Here is a 17,471-nt window from a genome sequence, read left to right as displayed (position 1 = left end):
TTCGGCTTCTGCTGGTTCAACGGTTCATGCTGGACAGACCGTCTCTTTGCCGCTTGTGATTACCGTTGCGCATGCCCAGTCTCTACCCGCCGAGGCATGGGATGTCAGGGTGACGCTGGGTGGGGTGGATGTCTCTGACCGCATTGCCGGGGAAGTCACTATCGAAGCCGAGGAGGACTCGGCCCGTATCGCCACGGTCAGGCTGCTCCTGGTTGCTGGCGAGTCGTTTGCCAGTCTTTCTGGCGCAGTCCTGCTCATTGATGTGCAGCACACCCGCCTGAGTGCCTGGGTACGCCGGTTTACCGGGCGTGTTGCATTGCCGGAGATTGACGCTGAAACCGGCATTGCCACCCTGCATGGTACGGATGGCCGGCGCGACTCGCTGGCCCTGGCCACGCGCACCGAGCTGGATGCATTGCTCGGTGGCTTCTGGTCGCCCCATGTGTTTGCCCGCTATGCCGACAGCCTGCAGTACGCCCAGGACCGTCTGTCCACGCTGCCCGCCGCCTATGATCTTGATGTGTATGGCGCACCCCGGCTGACGCCGTGGGCCGGTCTGGCTTCCCGGCTGACGTTGACGGACGACGATCTGGCAGACGGATCGCTTGCGATCCAGCCGGCTGCCCGTCAGTCCGTGGTCAACCTGGTCACCAATGACAATATTGGCGTCCAGCCGGTCAGCACTACCCCGATTTGTCATCTTGCTGACAATAAAACCCTGACCAACAATCCCCAGCCAACCCTGACCGGTATCGCCGTGCCTGGCATGAATATCCGGGTGGACATTGCTGGCCAGGTGCTGACCGCCGTGGCAGGAAGCACCGGCTCCTGGTCCGTCACGACCAAGGTTCTGGCCGATGGCCGCTATACCCCAAAGGTCACACTCAGTGCCGGCGCAGCAGCATGCATCATGTGGGGCACGCCATTCCAGGTGGCACGAGATGGCAAAGGTAGCGCGGTGACCAGCGAGTCGGCCATGGAGCAGGTCGTGGATTGCAGCCTGCAGTATCGCTACCCGCGCCTGCATGAGTACCGCCGCGTCATCAACTGGAGCATGGGCCTGTCCTATGGTCAGTTCGTCCAGGGCCGTAATGGCAAGCCGTTCAAGCTGCCCGAAAAGAGCCTGTTCCGTTCAGCCGTGGAGAGCAGTGGCTGGAAGCTGCGCTCGGAGGCCTGGACCGCTCCGCTGCAAGGCACCCAGTACGTTGGCTATGTCGATGCTTCTGGAGCAATCATTTCCGGCAACCCGCCATCGAGCGCAGTAGCTATCCTGACCTTCCGCAACGACTATACCGGCCCGGCTGCCGACGACCCGCGCTGTGCCGGCGCTGTACTGCAAATTGCTCGTCGTGTGGTGCAGTCCATGACCGAACGCTGGCGGATTACCGTCCAGGCCCCGGATAGCGTGGCCGCGCTGGGCACCCTGAAGCGTCAGGGTCAGACAGTCAGCATGGATGCCTCTGGTCTGTTTGATGCGACGGCCTGGACGGAATCGACCACCATGCAGCCTGATATCGGCACCACCACCACGGACCTGACAACGCTGGCCAGTGCGAGTCGTGATGATGCGAACCTTGCGCTGCAGACGCTGGCGGCCATCGCCCGTCGCCAGATCCTGGCATCGCACCGGACCACCCGAGTGCAATTCAAAGCGCAAAGTAACCCACTGCTGGATGTGGACATGGGAGTGACCGTGAACAGTGTCGACATGCTGGCCAGCGGCAAGGTGGCACGCCTGGTAGAGCATTACGACACCTCTGCCGGCAGTGCCATCACCGATGTGGAACTGGCTATTTCCGGGCTGGTGGCTGCCGGTACCGCCAATAGCGATCCGATTCTGGCCCCGGAACTCACCAGTCTGCCGAACATGTCCCAGGCAGATAGCGCGGATCTGGGTACCTGCCTGGAGGGACTGGGAACCTACAGTGCCACCACCACCGGCTACACCACCGGAGCCGCAGGTGATACCAGCTCAGAATATCCGCATGAAGTGGCGATTGCAGTGCCGGATATTCCGGTGTTTTTAACTGACCCTGTTTCGCGGGAGCTGGCCTACAACATCAGCGTGGCCATCCCGGTCGATACCCTGGAAATGCGATGAGTCTGACCTTTGGGTTTTATGAAGACGCGGGCCGGACCCTGCCGCTGGCCAGCCTGGCCATCAAGGGCGGCACGGCTACCCGGATCTGGGTGGGGACGGATGGAACCGCCCAGGCCCAGGCCGCGAGTGGTGGCAGCATCACGTTGACTGCCAATGCAGTACTGCCGGGTGTGCCAGCCAGCGCCATCCACCTGGCCACCTCACTGTCTGCACTGGCCAGCGCCAGTGCATCCGTCGATCTGGGCCAGGTGGTTAGTGGCATGCAGGCCGTGTGGTTGCTGGTCGACCAGTCCGCGCTGGCGGATGGGGAATACAGCAATGTCTCCCTGGTCACTAACCCGATCTATGAGGGCTGAGCGATGGCGCGGATGAATACACAGCAAGCAGCAGAAGTCGCCAAGGCTCTCGCTGGTCAGAACAATCAACCGTCTGCAAGCGGCAGCCTTCCGGCAGTCAGCGGGCCGGGTGGCATTGCCGGAGGTATCTTCCGGGGTAAGGCCAAGGAAGCGGTCAGCGGTGCCGGTAGTGCCGGGCTGGCTGCGGCCTATGTGGAAACGGCCAGGACATGGGGAGATGTATCTACAGAGCTGGCCACCAAGTTCACCAGTGATGGGCTATTCGCCATCGGGATGGTGCCGGTTAAAACCATCACCCTGGCGGAATCTGATGCCTCCGGTAATGCTATTACCGGAACGTCCGTCACCATTACCCTTAGTGGGAAGCTGCCATCATGATAGTGCCGGTCAGCATGGGCTTTTTTGGTGGCCACGTTGAGAACGTTTCAAATGGGCAGGGTGTATTTGTACGGGATGATGGTCAACGGTTTTCTTGGGAGGGTGCAAGCCCGTTTTACAATTTTCCAGATGTGAAGTCTTGGCCTGCTTACTGCAACCGGGCCATTGTGCCTTCTGCACCGCATAACGTTCCTGGTGCGCGCCGTGAGGTTTGGTCGTATGGGCCGAATCCATGCTTATACGCTGGGAAGTACCGATTTCCCGTACCGTTATTTTCCGCCGTCGACGTTGGCTGGCTGTTTCCTATCGCACCTGGTGAGGTTTTGTGGATTGGTGCGCCGGCTGGTGCGGCGATGACTGATCTTGGAAGTTCATCGGTAAGGCCGGCATTTAACGTGACAGTTTCAGGCGATGCGCCAGTCTTCAGTCCGAAGTGGGTATGTTCATCGCTGGATGGCCGCTGTGTAGTGGTCTACGACGGCAGGTATTTTTATGATGTTGCTGTCAGTGTGGAGAAAAAAACCGGTGTCATCAACGAAAGAACTTCAAGCAAGGTTCGCTACGATGTCACCCTGGCTTACACCCGCTACAACGACAGCATTGGCCGCGTGGTCGATATTGAGAAAAATACGGTGCATAACATCGATGTCGTCAATCTCAGCGGCACTGTCTTTCTGGGAGAGGTCTCTTTTCCAGTTGGTCCAGCAGGCCACACAGAAAGTACAACGCTCTACCAGACCGTCTTTCATGTGCGCTATGAGATTAATGGCAAACCATTGGCCGAGTACAAGGATGTGGTCCACGACATGGGCGGGAATACGAACATCGGGTGGGCTTATATAGAACCCTACTTGCAGGAGCACGGCATCTACGATCGGACAATGTCAGCCTGGCTGCTGGGGGACGAAGTGTTTATCGATGTCGTCTATCCACGTACCTCGATAGTGGGACATACCTTCACACTCCATGCCGGCAATGTGTTTAGCCTGCAGTGCCATGATGTCCCGGAAGGTGGTACCAAGCATATAAACTATGCCGGCTTCGGTGACGCGCTGGCAGCCTCGCCCTACATCGGCAGTGCGGTCATCAAGTCCAGCCCTGATGCGGTCTACCTGCGGGCGATTGCACCGGGCAAAATCTACCTGTCGGACAACGAAGGGGATGAGTCGTTTTTCTTTGTCTGACTATCTGTACGAACTCCTTCCCCCGTTCCTCCTCAGCAGAAACACCGGACACTTGGCTCTCAATGTCCGGTGTTTTGTTTTGAGGTGCCCCATTGCTCCCCTATGTCCGTAAAGACCCGTTAACCATCGTCCAGGGCTGCACCTTCTTGCATACCTGGGAATGGACTGCGGGTGGTCAACCGGTTGATCTGACCGGAGCCGAGTTTGAACTGGTTGCAAAGTCCAGCACAGATAACGCTACCGCCCTGATCCATCTCACGACTGCCAATGCCGGTATCACCGTAAACGGCAACGCTATCACCCTCCGCATTGAGGAGGCGATCACCCGCACGTACATCTGGCGTGATGCTGTGTTTAACCTGCGCGTTAAATGGCCTGGGCCGGAGCCTCGCCGGGTTGACCCGTTCATGACAGGCCGGATTGAAGTCCTGCCGGGGGTATTGGCATGACTGAAGTGATTGAACTGACGACAACCCCAGCCCGCGAGGTTCTTGAAGTCACTATCACCGAGCGAGAAACCATTGTTGATGTCGCTCGGCAAGGCCCTCCTGGGCCGCCAGGCCCAGCCGGTTCCGATGTATTCGATATCGATCTCAACCTGATCTATCAGATTGCCAAACTCTAGGAGTGCAAATGTCTCTGCAAACACGTATTACCGAACTAGCACAGAGCATCGCAGCTGACATCAAGTTATTGAAGGCAAATCAGGGAAACTTGGCTGTCTTGAATACGACCGAAAAAGTCAGTTTGGTTGCAGCGATCAATGAGGTGCTGCAGTTAGCCCAGGCGGCGGCAGGTGCTGCCGGTGCATCTATTGATGACACGGCGGCCAGCAATACCAAAACCTACTCGTCGACCAAGATCACGGGGCTACTAGCTGATCTGAAAAACCAGATTCTTGGCGGTGCGTCAGCGGCTTATGACACGCTGCAGGAAATTGAGGCCGAGATCGGCAATGACAAGTCGGCGCTGGCTAACCTGCTGACAGCGGTCGGAAATCGATTGTCCTTTGCCGACGCCCAGTCACTGACGGCGGCACAGCAGCTTCAAGCATGTACCAATCTCGGCATCGGTGATCCCACGACAGATTTCGTTGCCGCTTACAATGCAGCGAAAGCCTAAATGTCTGTTGCGACAAAAGTCACTGCGCTGGCGCAAGTTATCGGTGCTGATATCAAAGCTCTGTTTGTGGCAGTTGCGGGTAAGGCCTCGGTATCCAGCGCTGCGCCGTCATCTCTCGCGGCGCAGGCAGCGTCCGGTACATCGGCAGATGCATCACGGGCTGATCATGTACACCCGTACCCCAGCAGCCTGCCCGACCTGAAAATTACTGGTTCTGCCAAGCTTCCAGGCGTTACGTTATTCAGTACAGCGATGGCTGGGGTTTCTAGTGCGGACTGGACTAACGTTCCGCTTGATAGTAGTGGCAATACCGCGCTAGTCGCCGGCTACGTCTACACGTTCAGGCTGAACGTAACCGGAACGTCCTCGAATACTGGTGCAAGTTATCAGGTATACCAGACTGCAGCCTCAACCTGGGCAATACGCTTGGTAGCTAACAGCGGAACAGATAGTAACAAGCCACGTTTGCAGGTAAGCGGCGGCGTGGTGCAGGTAACAACTAACAACTCAAATGCGTACAATCTGCAGGTAACTGTGGAAACTAGGTACACCGGGAATGTTACGCTGTCGCACCCGTCCGCGCTGGGTATTGACGGTGTTTTGTCTCATGACGGTGACGCAAGCACGCTAACAGCTACTGCTAGGGTGATTGGAGCTGGGGCGGCACCCAGTGCATGGGCTAGTCAAAACTACGGTGTAGAGCTGCAAGGTGGGGCGGTTATTTCACAGTCTACCGGGGTGATGCAGCTTGTTCAGAACGCGGTGTTGACTACTGGTGGATGGGTGTATAAGTACAACACATATGCCTCCATTTATTCAGCCTACGGCGGCTGGCATTACTGGAATACTGCACCCTCTGGTACGTCCGGCAGTTCAATAACGTGGTCAACGCCGATGGCTCTTTCTTATGCAGGAAATCTGCTAATCGGCTCCACGTCCGATAACGGGTCGGATCGGCTGCAGGTGAATGGCACTATTTATGCCACATCCCCGGCAAACAAAGACAGCTCAAACAAGGTCTCAACGACAGCGTGGGTCAACATAAACGCGCTATGCTGGTACGACAATAGCGCTACAGATTTTAACGCTATGACAACAAGCGGGGTGTCGTTCACCGCCGCGTCCAACGGGAACCCCTCGGGCAGCGCAGGTGGCATACTGCTCGTTAAGAACGTCGGCAGTTTGATAACGCAGCAGTTCCACACACTGACCGCCAACAACTTTTTCATGCGTTCCAGCACTGACGGTGGAGTGTCGTGGAATGCTTGGAAACAGGCGGCCACGACTGCAAGCCCCACGTTTTCAGGCACTACCACAACGTCATCTCTCAAAGTGAACGGTCTGATGGTAAACCTGGCGGGAGGCGTAGCGCTCTATGGTCCCGGTTCGTTGCCAGCGTTGTCTACGACGATGGTTGCGGGTGAGATAACCGGTAACGGTAACCAAAACCTCGGGACTGACTACGGCATGCTGAGGCTGTCGGCGGGTGGCGGTGCTGCATTATCCCAGAAATCGGCTATCGATCTGATTGGCTACACAGACGACTCTACCGGCAGACAGATTGTGTTTTATGCTGGAGGCGTTCGCGTAGGCTCATTCAAAGCAAGCGGTAATCTGCTAATCGGCACGTCTACTGACAACGGCACAGACAAGCTGCAAATCAGCGGTACGCTACTGTCTTCTGGTAACCGGCTGCAAGCGGTGTCCGCCCCGTCCGCCCCGGCATCCGGTTACACGCTTGAGTACGGCCAAACCCTGGCCGGTCGCACGCTACCAGCAGCTATTCCGTCCATGGGTAAATTCGTTGTGAATGACCCAGCTCGCTGGCGCAGGAAAATCAGCGTGATGAACGCCCAAGGTGGCGGCACCACATGGTTCTACGACACCATGGCGGCCCCCGCGGCTGTCGGCACTGCGACGGCGCGCACGGTGACAGCGGGCACGATGGTAGGTATGGCGCAACGCATCGGCTACGTGTCAGCCGCGACAGTGGGTAGCTTGTCTGGCCTGTACGCAACGCTGGGAATGTATACCCTAGGGACAGGTACGCTCGGCGGCTTCTTCTATAGCACCCGCTTCGCATTCTCCGATCCCGCAGCGGTATCTGGTGCGCGTGCATTCGTCGGCCTGTCATCCAGCGTTGCAGCCCCAACTAACGTCGAGCCGAACACGCTAACGAACTGTGTTGGCTTGGCGCAACTGTCTACTGACGCTACACAACTCTATATCGTCTATGGCGGCAGTGCAGGGCAGGCAGCTATCGGGCTTGGTGCGGGCTTCCCCCCGATGGCAGCAACCGGCATTACTGGTGGCCCGATCTATGAGCTGACCCTGTACAGCCCGTCTACTACCAGTGGAGTCGTTTATTACCGTGTTGAGCGGCTGGATACTGGTACCTTCGTTGAAGGTTCAGTTGGTCCAGGTACTGCAGGCACAACCCTGCCGGCAAACACTACACTGCTGGCACACAGGGCATGGCGCACCAACAACGCTACCGCCCTGGCTGTCGGCATCGACATTGTCAGCGTCTACCTTGAAACGGAGCAGTGATGTACACAATCGATATGAACAGCGGGGCTGTTACCCGCGATAGTGACGGTAAAGTTGTCGCGCCGTGCCAGGCTGTCGATGACCCGGACTACGTTGCATACGTCGACTGGATAAATGCAGGCAACCATCCTGCCGGATCACCCGTACCTGATGGAGGTTAATTTTTGCAGGTTGTTTTGCATATTATTGCGGATTCATCAGTGCAAAAGCGCGTGCGAAAGTGTGCAAAAGAATCCGCGACGTTACACCGGCTGTTTGGGATGTGTGCGGGAATGATGCTGAATTGCAGAAATGCAAAACGGGCCTTGTATCGCTACAAGGCCCGTGGAATATGGTGCCGGCGGCAGGAATCGAACTCGCGACCCCCTGATTACAAGTCAGGTGCTCTACCAACTGAGCTACACCGGCGAAGGGCTGCAATATAGCGTTTCACCGGTGGCTTGGCAAGCGGCCTAATGCATTTTCTTGTGCTTTTTGTTGGCCTTTTGCTTTAGCTTGTTGTTTTTGCTTGATTTATGCGAAACAACTTTTTTGGCCTTGGCTTTGTGTGCGACAGCCTTGGGCATCTTGCCGGCTTTGTGCGCGCTGGCCTTCTTGCCGTGGTGTTTGGCATGGCTGGTGGTGACGCGGTGTTTGCGGCCCGGTTTGCTGGCGTGTTTGTGGCTGCCTTGCTGGCTGCTGGCGGTGGTGCCGGCGTGGTGTGCCGGTTTTTTTGCACTCTTGAGCGGGGCGTTCTGCACGTCGCCCGGCAGCGGAATGTCTTCGGTTTCGGCGTGGGCGATGCCGCCCAGCAGCAGGGCGCCCAGCAGCAGGGCGCGGCCAATGATGGAATGGTTCATGTGAAGTCTGGGCCCTTATGGTTGGCCATTCGGCTTGAGGGTCGTGGATGCAAGGGGCTAATACTAGCATGGCTTGCGCCAGTGGATGTTGCCGTGGCTTGTTCTGGCGGCGCGGCGGTGCGGTCTTGCCGGCGCAATGTGACTGCCTGGTCTTGCCGGGCGGTGGCCTGGCCATTGCCGGTGGTGTTGCAGATATGTCGTGTTGCCGCCGATGGCAATAAGGGGCCACGTCACCGCTCAGTGAGGTGGCCCCTTGGCGATCTGGCAGCCCTGCGTTGGCATGGCTGCCTGGTGGGTGGGGAGTTTAGCCCTGGTCGATCTGGCGGTTGGCTTCCATCACGGTCAGCGCCGCCATATTGATGATGCGGCGTACGGTGGAGCTGGAGGTGAGGATGTTGACCGGCGCATTGACGCCCAGCAAGAAGGGACCGACGGCGACATTGCTGCCGGCGGCGGTTTTCAGCAGGTTGTAGGCGATATTGCCGGCATCCACATTGGGGCAGACCAGCAGATTGGCCGCGCCCTTGAGGCGCGACATCGGCAGGATGTCCATGCGCAGCGCTTCGTCCAGCGCGCAGTCGCCATGCATTTCACCGTCCACTTCCAGTTCCGGGGCGCGCTGGCGGATCAGCTCCAGCGCCTGACGCATCTTGCTGCCGGAGGCCGAGCTGCCGGAGCCGAAGTTGGAGCGCGACAGCAGTGCGGCCTTGGGCTTCATGTGCAGCAGCGTCATTTCCTCGGCGGCGGCAATGGTAAATTCGGCAATTTGCTGGGCCGTGGGGTTGTCGTTGACGTGGGTGTCCACCAGTGCCACGGTCTGCTTGTCCAGCAGCAGGATGTTCATGGCGGCATAGGTGTCGGAGCCGGCTTTCTTGCCAATCACCTGGTCGATATAGCGCAGGTGGTCGTGATAGCTGCCCACTGTGCCGCAGATCATGCCATCGGCATCGCCAAGGCGCACCATCATTGCGCCAATCAGGGTCAGGCGGCGGCGCATTTCCACCCGCGCCATTTCCTTGGTCACGCCGTCACGGCACATCAGCTCCCAGTAGCTGGTCCAGTACTGGTGGAAGCGTTCGTCGTATTCCGGGTTGGTGACTTCCACGTCCTCGCCCAGGCGCAGGCGCAGGCCGAATTTTTCGATACGGGCCAGCAGCACTTCCGGACGGCCCACCAGAATCGGGCGCGCCAGTTTTTCATCCACGATCACCTGCACCGCGCGCAGCACGCGTTCGTCTTCGCCCTCGGTAAACACGATGCGGGTCTTGCCGCCTTCGCGCACCTGTTTTTTGGCGGCGGCAAACAGCGGCTTCATGAAGCTGCCGGAGTGGTAGACAAACTGCTGCAGTTGCTCGGTATAGGCGTCCAGGTTGGCAATCGGCCGGGTGGCCACGCCGCTGTCCATTGCCGCCTTGGCCACGGCCGGGGCAATGCGCACGATCAGGCGCGGGTCGAACGGTTTGGGAATCAGGTATTGCGGGCCGAAGGATAGGTCGTAACTGCCGTAGGCGGCGGCCACCACTTCGTTTTGTTCTTCTTCGGCCAGGCCGGCAATGGCGTACACCGCAGCCACTTCCATCTCGCGGGTGATGGTGGTGGCGCCCACATCCAGCGCGCCGCGGAAGATGTAGGGGAAGCACAGCACGTTATTGACCTGGTTGGGGTAGTCGGAACGGCCAGTGGCCATCACCACGTCGTCACGCACCGCATGGGCTTGTTCCGGCAGGATTTCCGGTGCCGGGTTGGCCAGCGCCAGAATCAGCGGGCGGGCGGCCATTTGCGCCACCATGTCCGGCTTGAGCACACCGCCAGCGGACAGGCCGAGGAATACATCGGCCCCGGCAATCACTTCGCGCAGGGTGCGGGCGTCGGTGGGCTGGGCAAAGCGCGCCTTGGCCGGGTCCATCAGGCTGGTACGGCCCTGGTAGACCACGCCTTCGATATCCGTCACCCAGATGTTTTGCAGCGGCAGGCCCAGATGCACCATCAGGTCCAGGCAGGTGAGGGCGGCGGCACCGGCGCCGGAGGTGACTACCTTGACCTGGCTGATGTCCTTGCCCACCACTTTGAGGCCGTTGATGAAGGCGGCGGCCACGGTGATGGCGGTGCCGTGCTGGTCGTCATGGAAGACCGGAATCTTCATCCGTTCGCGCAGCTTGCGTTCCACTTCAAAGCATTCCGGGGCCTTGATGTCTTCCAGATTGATGCCGCCAAAGGTGGATTCCAGGCTGGCGATGATGTCTACCAGCTTGTCCGGGTCGGTTTCGTTGATTTCGATGTCGAATACATCAACACCGGCAAATTTCTTGAACAGTACCGCCTTGCCTTCCATCACCGGCTTGGAGGCCAGTGCGCCGATATTGCCCAGGCCCAGTACGGCAGTGCCGTTGGTGATGACGCCCACCAGATTGGAGCGGGCGGTAAAGCGGCTGGCATTGAGCGGGTCGGCCACGATTTCTTCGCAGGCGGCGGCCACGCCGGGGGTGTAGGCCAGCGCCAGGTCGCGCTGGGTCACCAGCGGCTTGCTGGCGTTGACGGCGATTTTGCCCGGGGTGGGAAATTCGTGGTAATCCAGTGCTGCCTGACGATCGGTCGTATCCATGGTGTCGCTCCTGATGTGGGCTTGTTTGCAGTGCCAAGGCCATCGCTATGTCGTTTTGGCTGCCGGACAGGGCAGCCACGCTCTCTCCAGTTGGGCGTCCCATAGCGGGGCTGGCCACTGGATTAACAGCAAGTCTAGCGAAATAACATAAGGTAAATATTTTGATTTACTATCACTCCATACTATTTATATTATGGTTTGACCCGCCATGGCCGAAATCAATGCCGATGAGATCCTGCGCCACCTGTCTGCCCGGCTGAAAATGCGCCACCTGATCCTGCTGCTGAACATCCAGCAGCATGGCTCACTGACTCGGGTGGCGGAGCAGATGGCCAGCAGCCAGCCGGCCATCACCAATGCCCTGTCCGAGCTGGAGGGCATGTTTGGCGGTGCGCTGTTTGACCGTTCGACGCGCGGCATGGCCCCCACGGCGCTGGGCAAACTGGTGCTGGCGCGGGCGCGGGCCATGCTGCACGATCTGGATCATCTGGTGCGCGATATGGCCAGTGCGGCGGCCGGCTTCGATGCCCACCTGCATGTGGGGGTGATTCCCTTTATCTCGGGCCGTTTGCTGTCCGCCGCCATCCGCCGCGCCATGCCGGCGGACAGCAAGGGCCTGACCGTGACCATTCATGAAGGCACCAGTGATCAGTTGCTGCCGCAATTGCAGGATCACACGCTGGACATCGTGATTGGCCGGGCTTCTTCCACGGTGGACTTGCGTGGCGTGGAGTTCAATCTGCTCTACCGGCAACAGCCGCGCCTGATTGCCAGCCGCCGCCTGGCCGCGCAGCTAGGCCGCGTCCGGCTGGACTGGGGGCAGTTGGTGGGGCTGGACTGGATCTTGGGCGCACCCAATACGCCAATGCGCGAGCAGGTGGCGGATATCTTTCTGGCTGCCGGTATCGCGCCGCCTGTGCCTATTGTCGAGAGCTATTCCTCCAAGCTGATTGGCGAAATGATTGTGGCCAGCGAACGGGCCGTGTCCATCGTGCCGGCGGATATCGCCGAAGAACTGGCACGCACCACGGGTTTGGCCATTGTGCCGTATTCCTTTGACTGGACCTTGCCTCCCATTGCCATGTTTACCCGTGCCGCCAGCCAGTCGCGCCCGCTGGCCGACTTTGCCCGCGCCTTGCTGGAACTGAGCCGCGAAGGCTGATCCACGCCGCCGCCAGCGCCAGGCAGAAAGCGGAGGGCCAGCGGCAAAACGGTAGAGTGCGCGCGCGGGCCGCTTGCGCGGTGTCGGCAAGCCTTGGCCGGTTTGATGCCTATAATCAGTCGATGTGGCGTTGACAGACGGCTTGCGCGCTGCGCTGTTGCTGCTGGACGCCCGGCCTTGTGCGCCGGGTGAACGGGCATGGCAATTGCTGCGTATATCCGCAGGCTGCAATAACAACAGGCAAGTGCCATTCAATAAGGCCGTGTATGCAGCAGGGAATGATAGAAAAAATATGGCGCGAGTCACTGAAAAACTACGCGCTGGGCCTGATGGTGAATCTGGCTGCGATTCTGGCCATCACCTATATCTTGTTGGACGATGCATCCCGCTTGGTCGCTGTCTGGTCTGCTGTGGCCATGGCCTTGATGCTGCTGCGCTTCATGCAGTTTATGCATGCGGCCCGGCGTTACCGGCAGACCAGAACCTTCTTCGTGGCCGATAAGTTTTACCTGTGCCTGGGCTTGCTGGCGGCGGGAGTGCTGTGGGCCTGGCTGGGCTGGTGGGGTATTGCGCATTACCAGGGGCCGCAGCAGTTTGCCATCATCGTCATTTTGTCCGCGCTGGCTGGCGGTGCCACCGGCACGCTGGCTTCGCTGCGCGTGATGGGCAAGAGCTACATCCTGTTATTGCTGCTGCCGGCCTGTGTGCGGCTGTTGCAAACCGGCATTGCGCCTTTCATCACGCTGGCGGTGCTGGGGCTGATTTTTGCCGCAGTCATGCTGTTCAGCCATGAAAACAATTACAAGCTGATTCGCCACAGCGTGGGCCTGGCGCTGTCCAACCAGGCGTTGCTGGATGAGGTGTCGTCGCTGGCCAATGCGCTGCAACGCGAAAACAACACCCTGGAAGCGCGGGTGGCGGAAAGAAGCAAGGATTTGCTACGCCTGGCCTACCACGACGAGCTGACCGGCCTCTTGAACCGGCATGGCGTGTCCAATCTGGTGAAGTACTTTGGCATCACGCCGGGCAATGTCACGGTTTTTTTCCTCAACCTCAATCGCTTCAAGCAGATCAACGACAGCATGGGCCATGAGGCTGGCGATGCTGTACTACGCCAGGTGGCGCAGCGGCTGGAGGCGCTGGCCTCCCGTCTGAGCCGCGACATCTTCAGCAATGTCGATTGCCAGGTTGGGCGCTGGGGCGGCGATGAATTCATCTTCTACCTGGCGCAACTGGGTGAGGACGCGGTGCCACCACGCACGGTGGGGCGGCTGATCCGCGATGAAATCAACAGCCCCATGACCGTGGCGGGCAAGACGATAGCGATAGACGCCAGTATTGGTGCTGTTTCCGAGTCGGATTGTGACAATCCCAACAATCTGTTCCTGTACGCCGACATTGCGGCTGGCGAAGCCAAGCGCACGGGCTGCGTGGTGTTTTTCAATCCCGGCATCCGCGCCCAATTGACGCGCAAATCCACTCTGGCGCAGGACTTGCGCATGGCCATTGCCAACCGGCAGTTGTTCATTGTCTGCCAGCCCATTGTCTCTGCCGCCGATCACCAGTTGGCCTCTTTTGAAGTGCTGCTGCGCTGGACGCACCCGGAGCTGGGGCCGATTTCGCCGGCAGAGTTCATTCCGGTTGCCGAAGAGAGCGGCAGCATTGTCGAGTTGGGAGACTGGGTCATCGGCCAGGCGATTGCTGCCGCTGCCGCACTGTTGCCCCGTGCCGCGGATGGCCGGGTCAAGGTGGCGGTGAATGTGTCGCTGCATCAGCTACTGCAGGATGACTTTGCCGACAAGCTGTTGCTGGCCACCAGCCAGGGCTTTGCTGCTGAAAACCTCATCATCGAGCTGACCGAGAGCGTGTTTCATGAAAACGAGATCGATATGGTCAAGCAGGTGCTGTTCCGCATCAAGCAGTTGGGGGTGGAAATCCATATCGATGACTTTGGCACCGGTTATTCCTCTTTTTCCCGCATCTGCCAATTGCCGATTGATGCCATCAAGATCGACAAGGCCTTCATCCAGTCGGCGGATGAAAAAAACACCGCCATCATCGAGGCCGTGGTGTTCATTGCCCAACGGCTGAAGATAAGGGTGATTGCCGAGGGCATCGAAACCGTGGAGCAGGCGCAGAGAATGCAGGCGCTAGGTGTGAACGAGCTGCAAGGTTACTTGTTTGGCAAGCCGCAGTTGCCTGGCACCACGGTGTGAGCCGCTGGCCCAGCCCCTGTTCGCCGCGCGACTGAGGGGCTGCGGCCGGTGTTGCTGTCGCAGGTGGTGGTGATGTCAGCGCCACGGCCACGCTGCTGGTGGCCGCTGTGTTGCCGCAGGGCAGCAGCCGCGGCGGACAAGCTTGCCTGCCTGCTCAGGCGAGGTATTCGGAAATCTCGATCAGGTTCTGATCCGGGTCGCGCAGGTAAACCGAGCGGATTTTGCCGGTGGCCCCGGTACGGCCTACCGGCCCTTCGATGATGGCCAGGCCTTTTTCCTGCAGGCGGGCGATTACCGTGTCCAGCGGCTGGCTGGCGATGAAGCACAGGTCCAGTGCGCCGGGGGTGGGCAGGGCGGCCTTGGGTTCGAACTCCTTGCCCTGCACGTGGATATTGATTTTCTGGCTGCCAAACTTCAGTGCCAGCCGCTCCACTGGCGGGGTGCCGCCAATGAATTTTTCCAGCGTCATGCCCAGGCCGTCACAATAAAAGGCCAGGCAGTCATCCAGGCGGGCGGTGGTGAGGACGAGGTGGTCGAGATGGCTGATCATGCGGCAAGACTCCATAAACAGGTGGGCTGTCCATCTTGCTGCATAGCGCCATCCCGGCGCAATCCCTGTTTGGCAGAACAGCGGGCCGCGCAGGCAGCAAGCCGCTGTCCTGTGTGCTGCCTAGTGGCTGGCAAAACGCGCCAGTTCGCGTTCCCAGTCCAGCGGGGCGGTGCCGATCTCGCGGTCCTCGTCGCGGATGGCATCAGCCGGCAGGAACCAGTTGACTTCAAACAGCAGGCCGTCCGGGTCGTGGCCGTACACACTCTTGAAAATACCGTGGTCTTCTTCCAGGCCCAGCTTGCCAAGTGCCTGCAACTGGTCGCGGATGCGCTTGAGTTCCAGCAGGGTGTCCACTTCCCAGGCCAGGTGGTAAAGCCCGGCCGGCGGCTCGTTGGCCCCCGGAGTTTCACCGCGCGCGCTGAACACGCCTGCGCGTTGCTGGCCCTGATTGCGGGCGAACAAGGCCAGGTCGTGATGGTTGTCCGACTCCGCCGCCTGGGCAAAGAAAGCCTTTTCCGGTTGCGGGCCGGGCGAGGAGTGAAATCCCAGCACTTGCTGATAAAAACGGCGGCTGTCGGCAAGGTCGCTGACATACAGCACGGCGTGGTTCAGGCGTTTGATTCCCATAATGTGCTTTCGTGTGACAAGGGTTTACAGATGGTAGGCACCGTGTTGCTGTGCCAGGTAAGCGGCAATCTGGCGGGCGTCTTGCAGGAAGTGCCGCCCGGCGTGCTGCTTGGCATCGGCGGGTAAGGGGCTGGCCGGGTCCAGTATCAGCACCGGCAGGCTCTGGTTTTCTTCGCCCAGCAGTGCGATTACCGGCTGACGCGGCCGTGGAAACGGCAGGCGGCGGATTTCAATGCGCTCGGCCAGTGCCGGTTGCACTGCCAGCAGGCCTTCCAGCAGATTGCTGTGCGGGCAGACAAAGCGCTGGTCGGCCGGATGGTCGGGGCGGGTGAATCCGGGCTCCAGCAAAAACAGGGTGTCGCGGCTCATCAGGCATCTTTCGCAGTAAAAATGGTGTGGCAGCAAGAACCCCGCCGGGAGGCGGGGCATGCGGTCTTAGAAGGATTTGGCCAGGGCCAGGCTCAGCGCGCTTTCGCTGGATACGCCATTGCCACCCCAGTTGACGCGGCCGTAGGACGCATAGGCTTTGGTCTGCTTGGACAGATTGTATATCGTGCCCAGCACATACTGGGTGTAGCCGGTCTTGTCGACGTTGCTGCCACCGATTTCCACGTCGTAGCCCTTGGTCAGCGAGACATAAGGCAGCCACGCGCCCACGTTGTAGCCGAAGGTGAGCACGGCTTCACGGGTTTTCACATCCTGACCGGAAGCGGCGGCGCTCAGGCTCTGGCCGCTGGCTGCCAGGCGGGCGTTCAGCACATTCACGTTGTAAGCCACGCCCGGATTGTCAACAAACTTGCCGCTGGAAACGCCCAGGTAGCCGTTAACGGTCTGGAAACCCAAGGCCAGGTAGATGGGGTCGCTGATATAGCCTGCTTCCACACGCCACCAGTTTTTCACCGCGCCGGTCTGGGCGGATGAGTTCACCTGTTTGGCATCCCCCTTGGTTTCATAGCTGAACTTGGCAAAGTAACCGGCCTGTTCGTAGCTCAGGCCCAGGTTGAATACCTGGTTGTTGGTGGGCTGGCCATTGCTGTCGTTGGCGCGCTTCTCGTCTGCCGCCCAGGTGGTGGTAAAGCTGAAACCGGCCAGGTTGGGGCTGTCGTAGCGGATGGCGTTGTTCAGGCGACCGTCCAGACGGGTGGAGTACAGTTGGCCGCCCACGCCGCTGTAGGAACCCGGATCGATATATTCCATGTCCAGGTTGGCGTAGTCGGACAGGCGGCCCAGGCGCAGCTTGCCGTTCTGGCTTTGCAGGCCGATGAAGGAGTCACGGCTGGCGAAGGTGTCGGTACCGCTGCCATCCACGTGGATGCGGTTTTCCACCTGCCAGATGGCGGTCAGGCCATTGCCCAGGTTTTCCGAGCCCTTGAAACCGATGCGCGAAGTGTTGTCATTCACCTGCACGTTTTTCAGGCTGCCGCTGGCGGTATAGCTTTGGACGCTGGACAGGTTGCCGGCCACTTTGCCGTACAGGGTAATGCCCTCGTCGGCATGGGCAAACAAGGGAGAAGCAGCAATAGCCAGGGTGAGCAGTTTTATTTTCATGATGTGTTCACAGGAAATCGGTTGGTCGGATAAACAAGCCGGTGCCGTGGTGGCGGGTTTCGGCTGTGGCTTATTCTTCCGTATTGTTCCCGTTTTATTAATCAAAAAAAATTGATTAACAAATCAATAGCCATCTGCGGTTTTTATTCATATTGATTTTTTTTTATGGCCTTCTGGCGAATATTGCTAAGTCAAATTTTTATTGGTTATTGCAAGAAAATGCATAAGCCGTGCGG

At 59.2% G+C, this 17,471-nt stretch carries 16 protein-coding genes and 1 tRNA gene; 10 read left to right on the top strand and 7 right to left on the bottom strand.

The features are described 5' to 3' along the window. Nucleotides 1-55 precede the first annotated feature (55 nt). From DLM_RS10505 to DLM_RS23035, 8 genes are all read left to right on the top strand, one after another. Nucleotides 56-2,101, top strand: coding sequence for an Ig-like domain-containing protein (locus DLM_RS10505; protein WP_231960237.1), 2,046 nt, complete (start codon nt 56-58; stop codon nt 2,099-2,101). Continuing rightward, nucleotides 2,098-2,457 (top strand): hypothetical protein, encoded by a 360-nt coding sequence (locus tag DLM_RS10500; protein ID WP_089084286.1) that lies wholly within the window; start codon nt 2,098-2,100, stop codon nt 2,455-2,457. The genes DLM_RS10505 and DLM_RS10500 overlap by 4 nt, the downstream gene beginning before the upstream one ends. A gap of 12 nt (nt 2,458-2,469) precedes the next feature. Beyond that, entirely contained in the window at nt 2,470-2,835 is a 366-nt protein-coding gene (locus DLM_RS10495) for a hypothetical protein (RefSeq protein ID WP_145985761.1), read from the top strand. Further along, nucleotides 2,832-4,019 carry a hypothetical protein gene (locus DLM_RS23040; RefSeq protein ID WP_145985829.1) on the top strand — a complete coding sequence of 396 codons (1,188 nt, stop codon included), beginning with the start codon at nt 2,832-2,834 and terminating at the stop codon, nt 4,017-4,019. The genes DLM_RS10495 and DLM_RS23040 overlap by 4 nt, the downstream gene beginning before the upstream one ends. Before the next feature lie 92 nt (nt 4,020-4,111). After that, nucleotides 4,112-4,468 carry a DUF7264 domain-containing protein gene (locus DLM_RS10485; RefSeq protein WP_089084718.1) on the top strand — a complete coding sequence of 119 codons (357 nt, stop codon included), beginning with the start codon at nt 4,112-4,114 and terminating at the stop codon, nt 4,466-4,468. Continuing rightward, on the top strand, nt 4,465-4,644 hold the full coding sequence (locus DLM_RS10480) for a hypothetical protein (protein WP_089084717.1): 180 nt from the start codon (nt 4,465-4,467) through the stop codon (nt 4,642-4,644). Before DLM_RS10485 ends, DLM_RS10480 begins: the two co-directional genes overlap by 4 nt. An 8-nt stretch (nt 4,645-4,652) precedes the next feature. Then, on the top strand, nt 4,653-5,141 hold the full coding sequence (locus DLM_RS10475) for a hypothetical protein (protein WP_089084716.1): 489 nt from the start codon (nt 4,653-4,655) through the stop codon (nt 5,139-5,141). Next, nucleotides 5,142-7,691: a pyocin knob domain-containing protein gene (locus tag DLM_RS23035; RefSeq protein WP_145985828.1), complete on the top strand. Its 2,550-nt coding sequence runs from the start codon at nt 5,142-5,144 to the stop codon at nt 7,689-7,691. 332 nt (nt 7,692-8,023) lie between these two features. On the opposite strand, the gene DLM_RS10460 is transcribed toward DLM_RS23035, so the two are convergent. The 3 genes from DLM_RS10460 to DLM_RS10450 all read right to left on the bottom strand — a co-directional run bounded on the left by DLM_RS10460 (nt 8,024) and on the right by DLM_RS10450 (nt 11,132). Then, nucleotides 8,024-8,099 (bottom strand) — tRNA-Thr (locus DLM_RS10460). A gap of 44 nt (nt 8,100-8,143) precedes the next feature. Next, nucleotides 8,144-8,530 (bottom strand): hypothetical protein, encoded by a 387-nt coding sequence (locus DLM_RS10455; RefSeq protein ID WP_089084713.1) that lies wholly within the window; start codon nt 8,528-8,530, stop codon nt 8,144-8,146. Nucleotides 8,531-8,834: 304 nt separating this feature from the next. Further along, nucleotides 8,835-11,132, bottom strand: a complete 2,298-nt coding sequence (locus DLM_RS10450) for an NADP-dependent malic enzyme (protein ID WP_089084712.1) — start codon at nt 11,130-11,132, stop codon at nt 8,835-8,837. A 208-nt stretch (nt 11,133-11,340) separates the two neighbouring features. Here DLM_RS10450 and DLM_RS10445 point away from each other — a divergent pair, with 208 nt between their 5' ends. Both DLM_RS10445 and DLM_RS10440 read left to right on the top strand, forming a co-directional pair. Continuing rightward, nucleotides 11,341-12,294 (top strand): LysR family transcriptional regulator, encoded by a 954-nt coding sequence (locus DLM_RS10445; protein ID WP_089084711.1) that lies wholly within the window; start codon nt 11,341-11,343, stop codon nt 12,292-12,294. Between the two features lie 278 nt (nt 12,295-12,572). Then, nucleotides 12,573-14,510, top strand: a complete 1,938-nt coding sequence (locus DLM_RS10440; protein WP_167467089.1) for a putative bifunctional diguanylate cyclase/phosphodiesterase — start codon at nt 12,573-12,575, stop codon at nt 14,508-14,510. A gap of 154 nt (nt 14,511-14,664) precedes the next feature. Here DLM_RS10440 and DLM_RS10435 read toward each other — a convergent pair whose 3' ends face one another. From DLM_RS10435 to DLM_RS10420, 4 genes are all read right to left on the bottom strand, one after another. Further along, nucleotides 14,665-15,060 carry a VOC family protein gene (locus tag DLM_RS10435; protein ID WP_089084709.1) on the bottom strand — a complete coding sequence of 132 codons (396 nt, stop codon included), beginning with the start codon at nt 15,058-15,060 and terminating at the stop codon, nt 14,665-14,667. 120 nt (nt 15,061-15,180) lie between these two features. Next, complete coding sequence (locus DLM_RS10430; protein WP_089084708.1) at nt 15,181-15,687, bottom strand: VOC family protein; 507 nt, start codon at nt 15,685-15,687, stop codon at nt 15,181-15,183. Nucleotides 15,688-15,711: 24 nt separating this feature from the next. After that, entirely contained in the window at nt 15,712-16,056 is a 345-nt protein-coding gene (locus DLM_RS10425; RefSeq protein WP_089084707.1) for a DUF3088 domain-containing protein, read from the bottom strand. Between the two features lie 66 nt (nt 16,057-16,122). Then, nucleotides 16,123-17,235: a porin gene (locus DLM_RS10420; RefSeq protein WP_089084706.1), complete on the bottom strand. Its 1,113-nt coding sequence runs from the start codon at nt 17,233-17,235 to the stop codon at nt 16,123-16,125. Nucleotides 17,236-17,471 lie beyond the last annotated feature (236 nt).

The organism is Aquitalea magnusonii (genome assembly GCF_002217795.2).
GTDB lineage: Bacteria > Pseudomonadota > Gammaproteobacteria > Burkholderiales > Chromobacteriaceae > Aquitalea > Aquitalea magnusonii_B.
The sequence above is the reverse complement of the archived record's forward strand: the minus strand, read 5'-3'. Positions and strand labels throughout refer to the sequence as shown.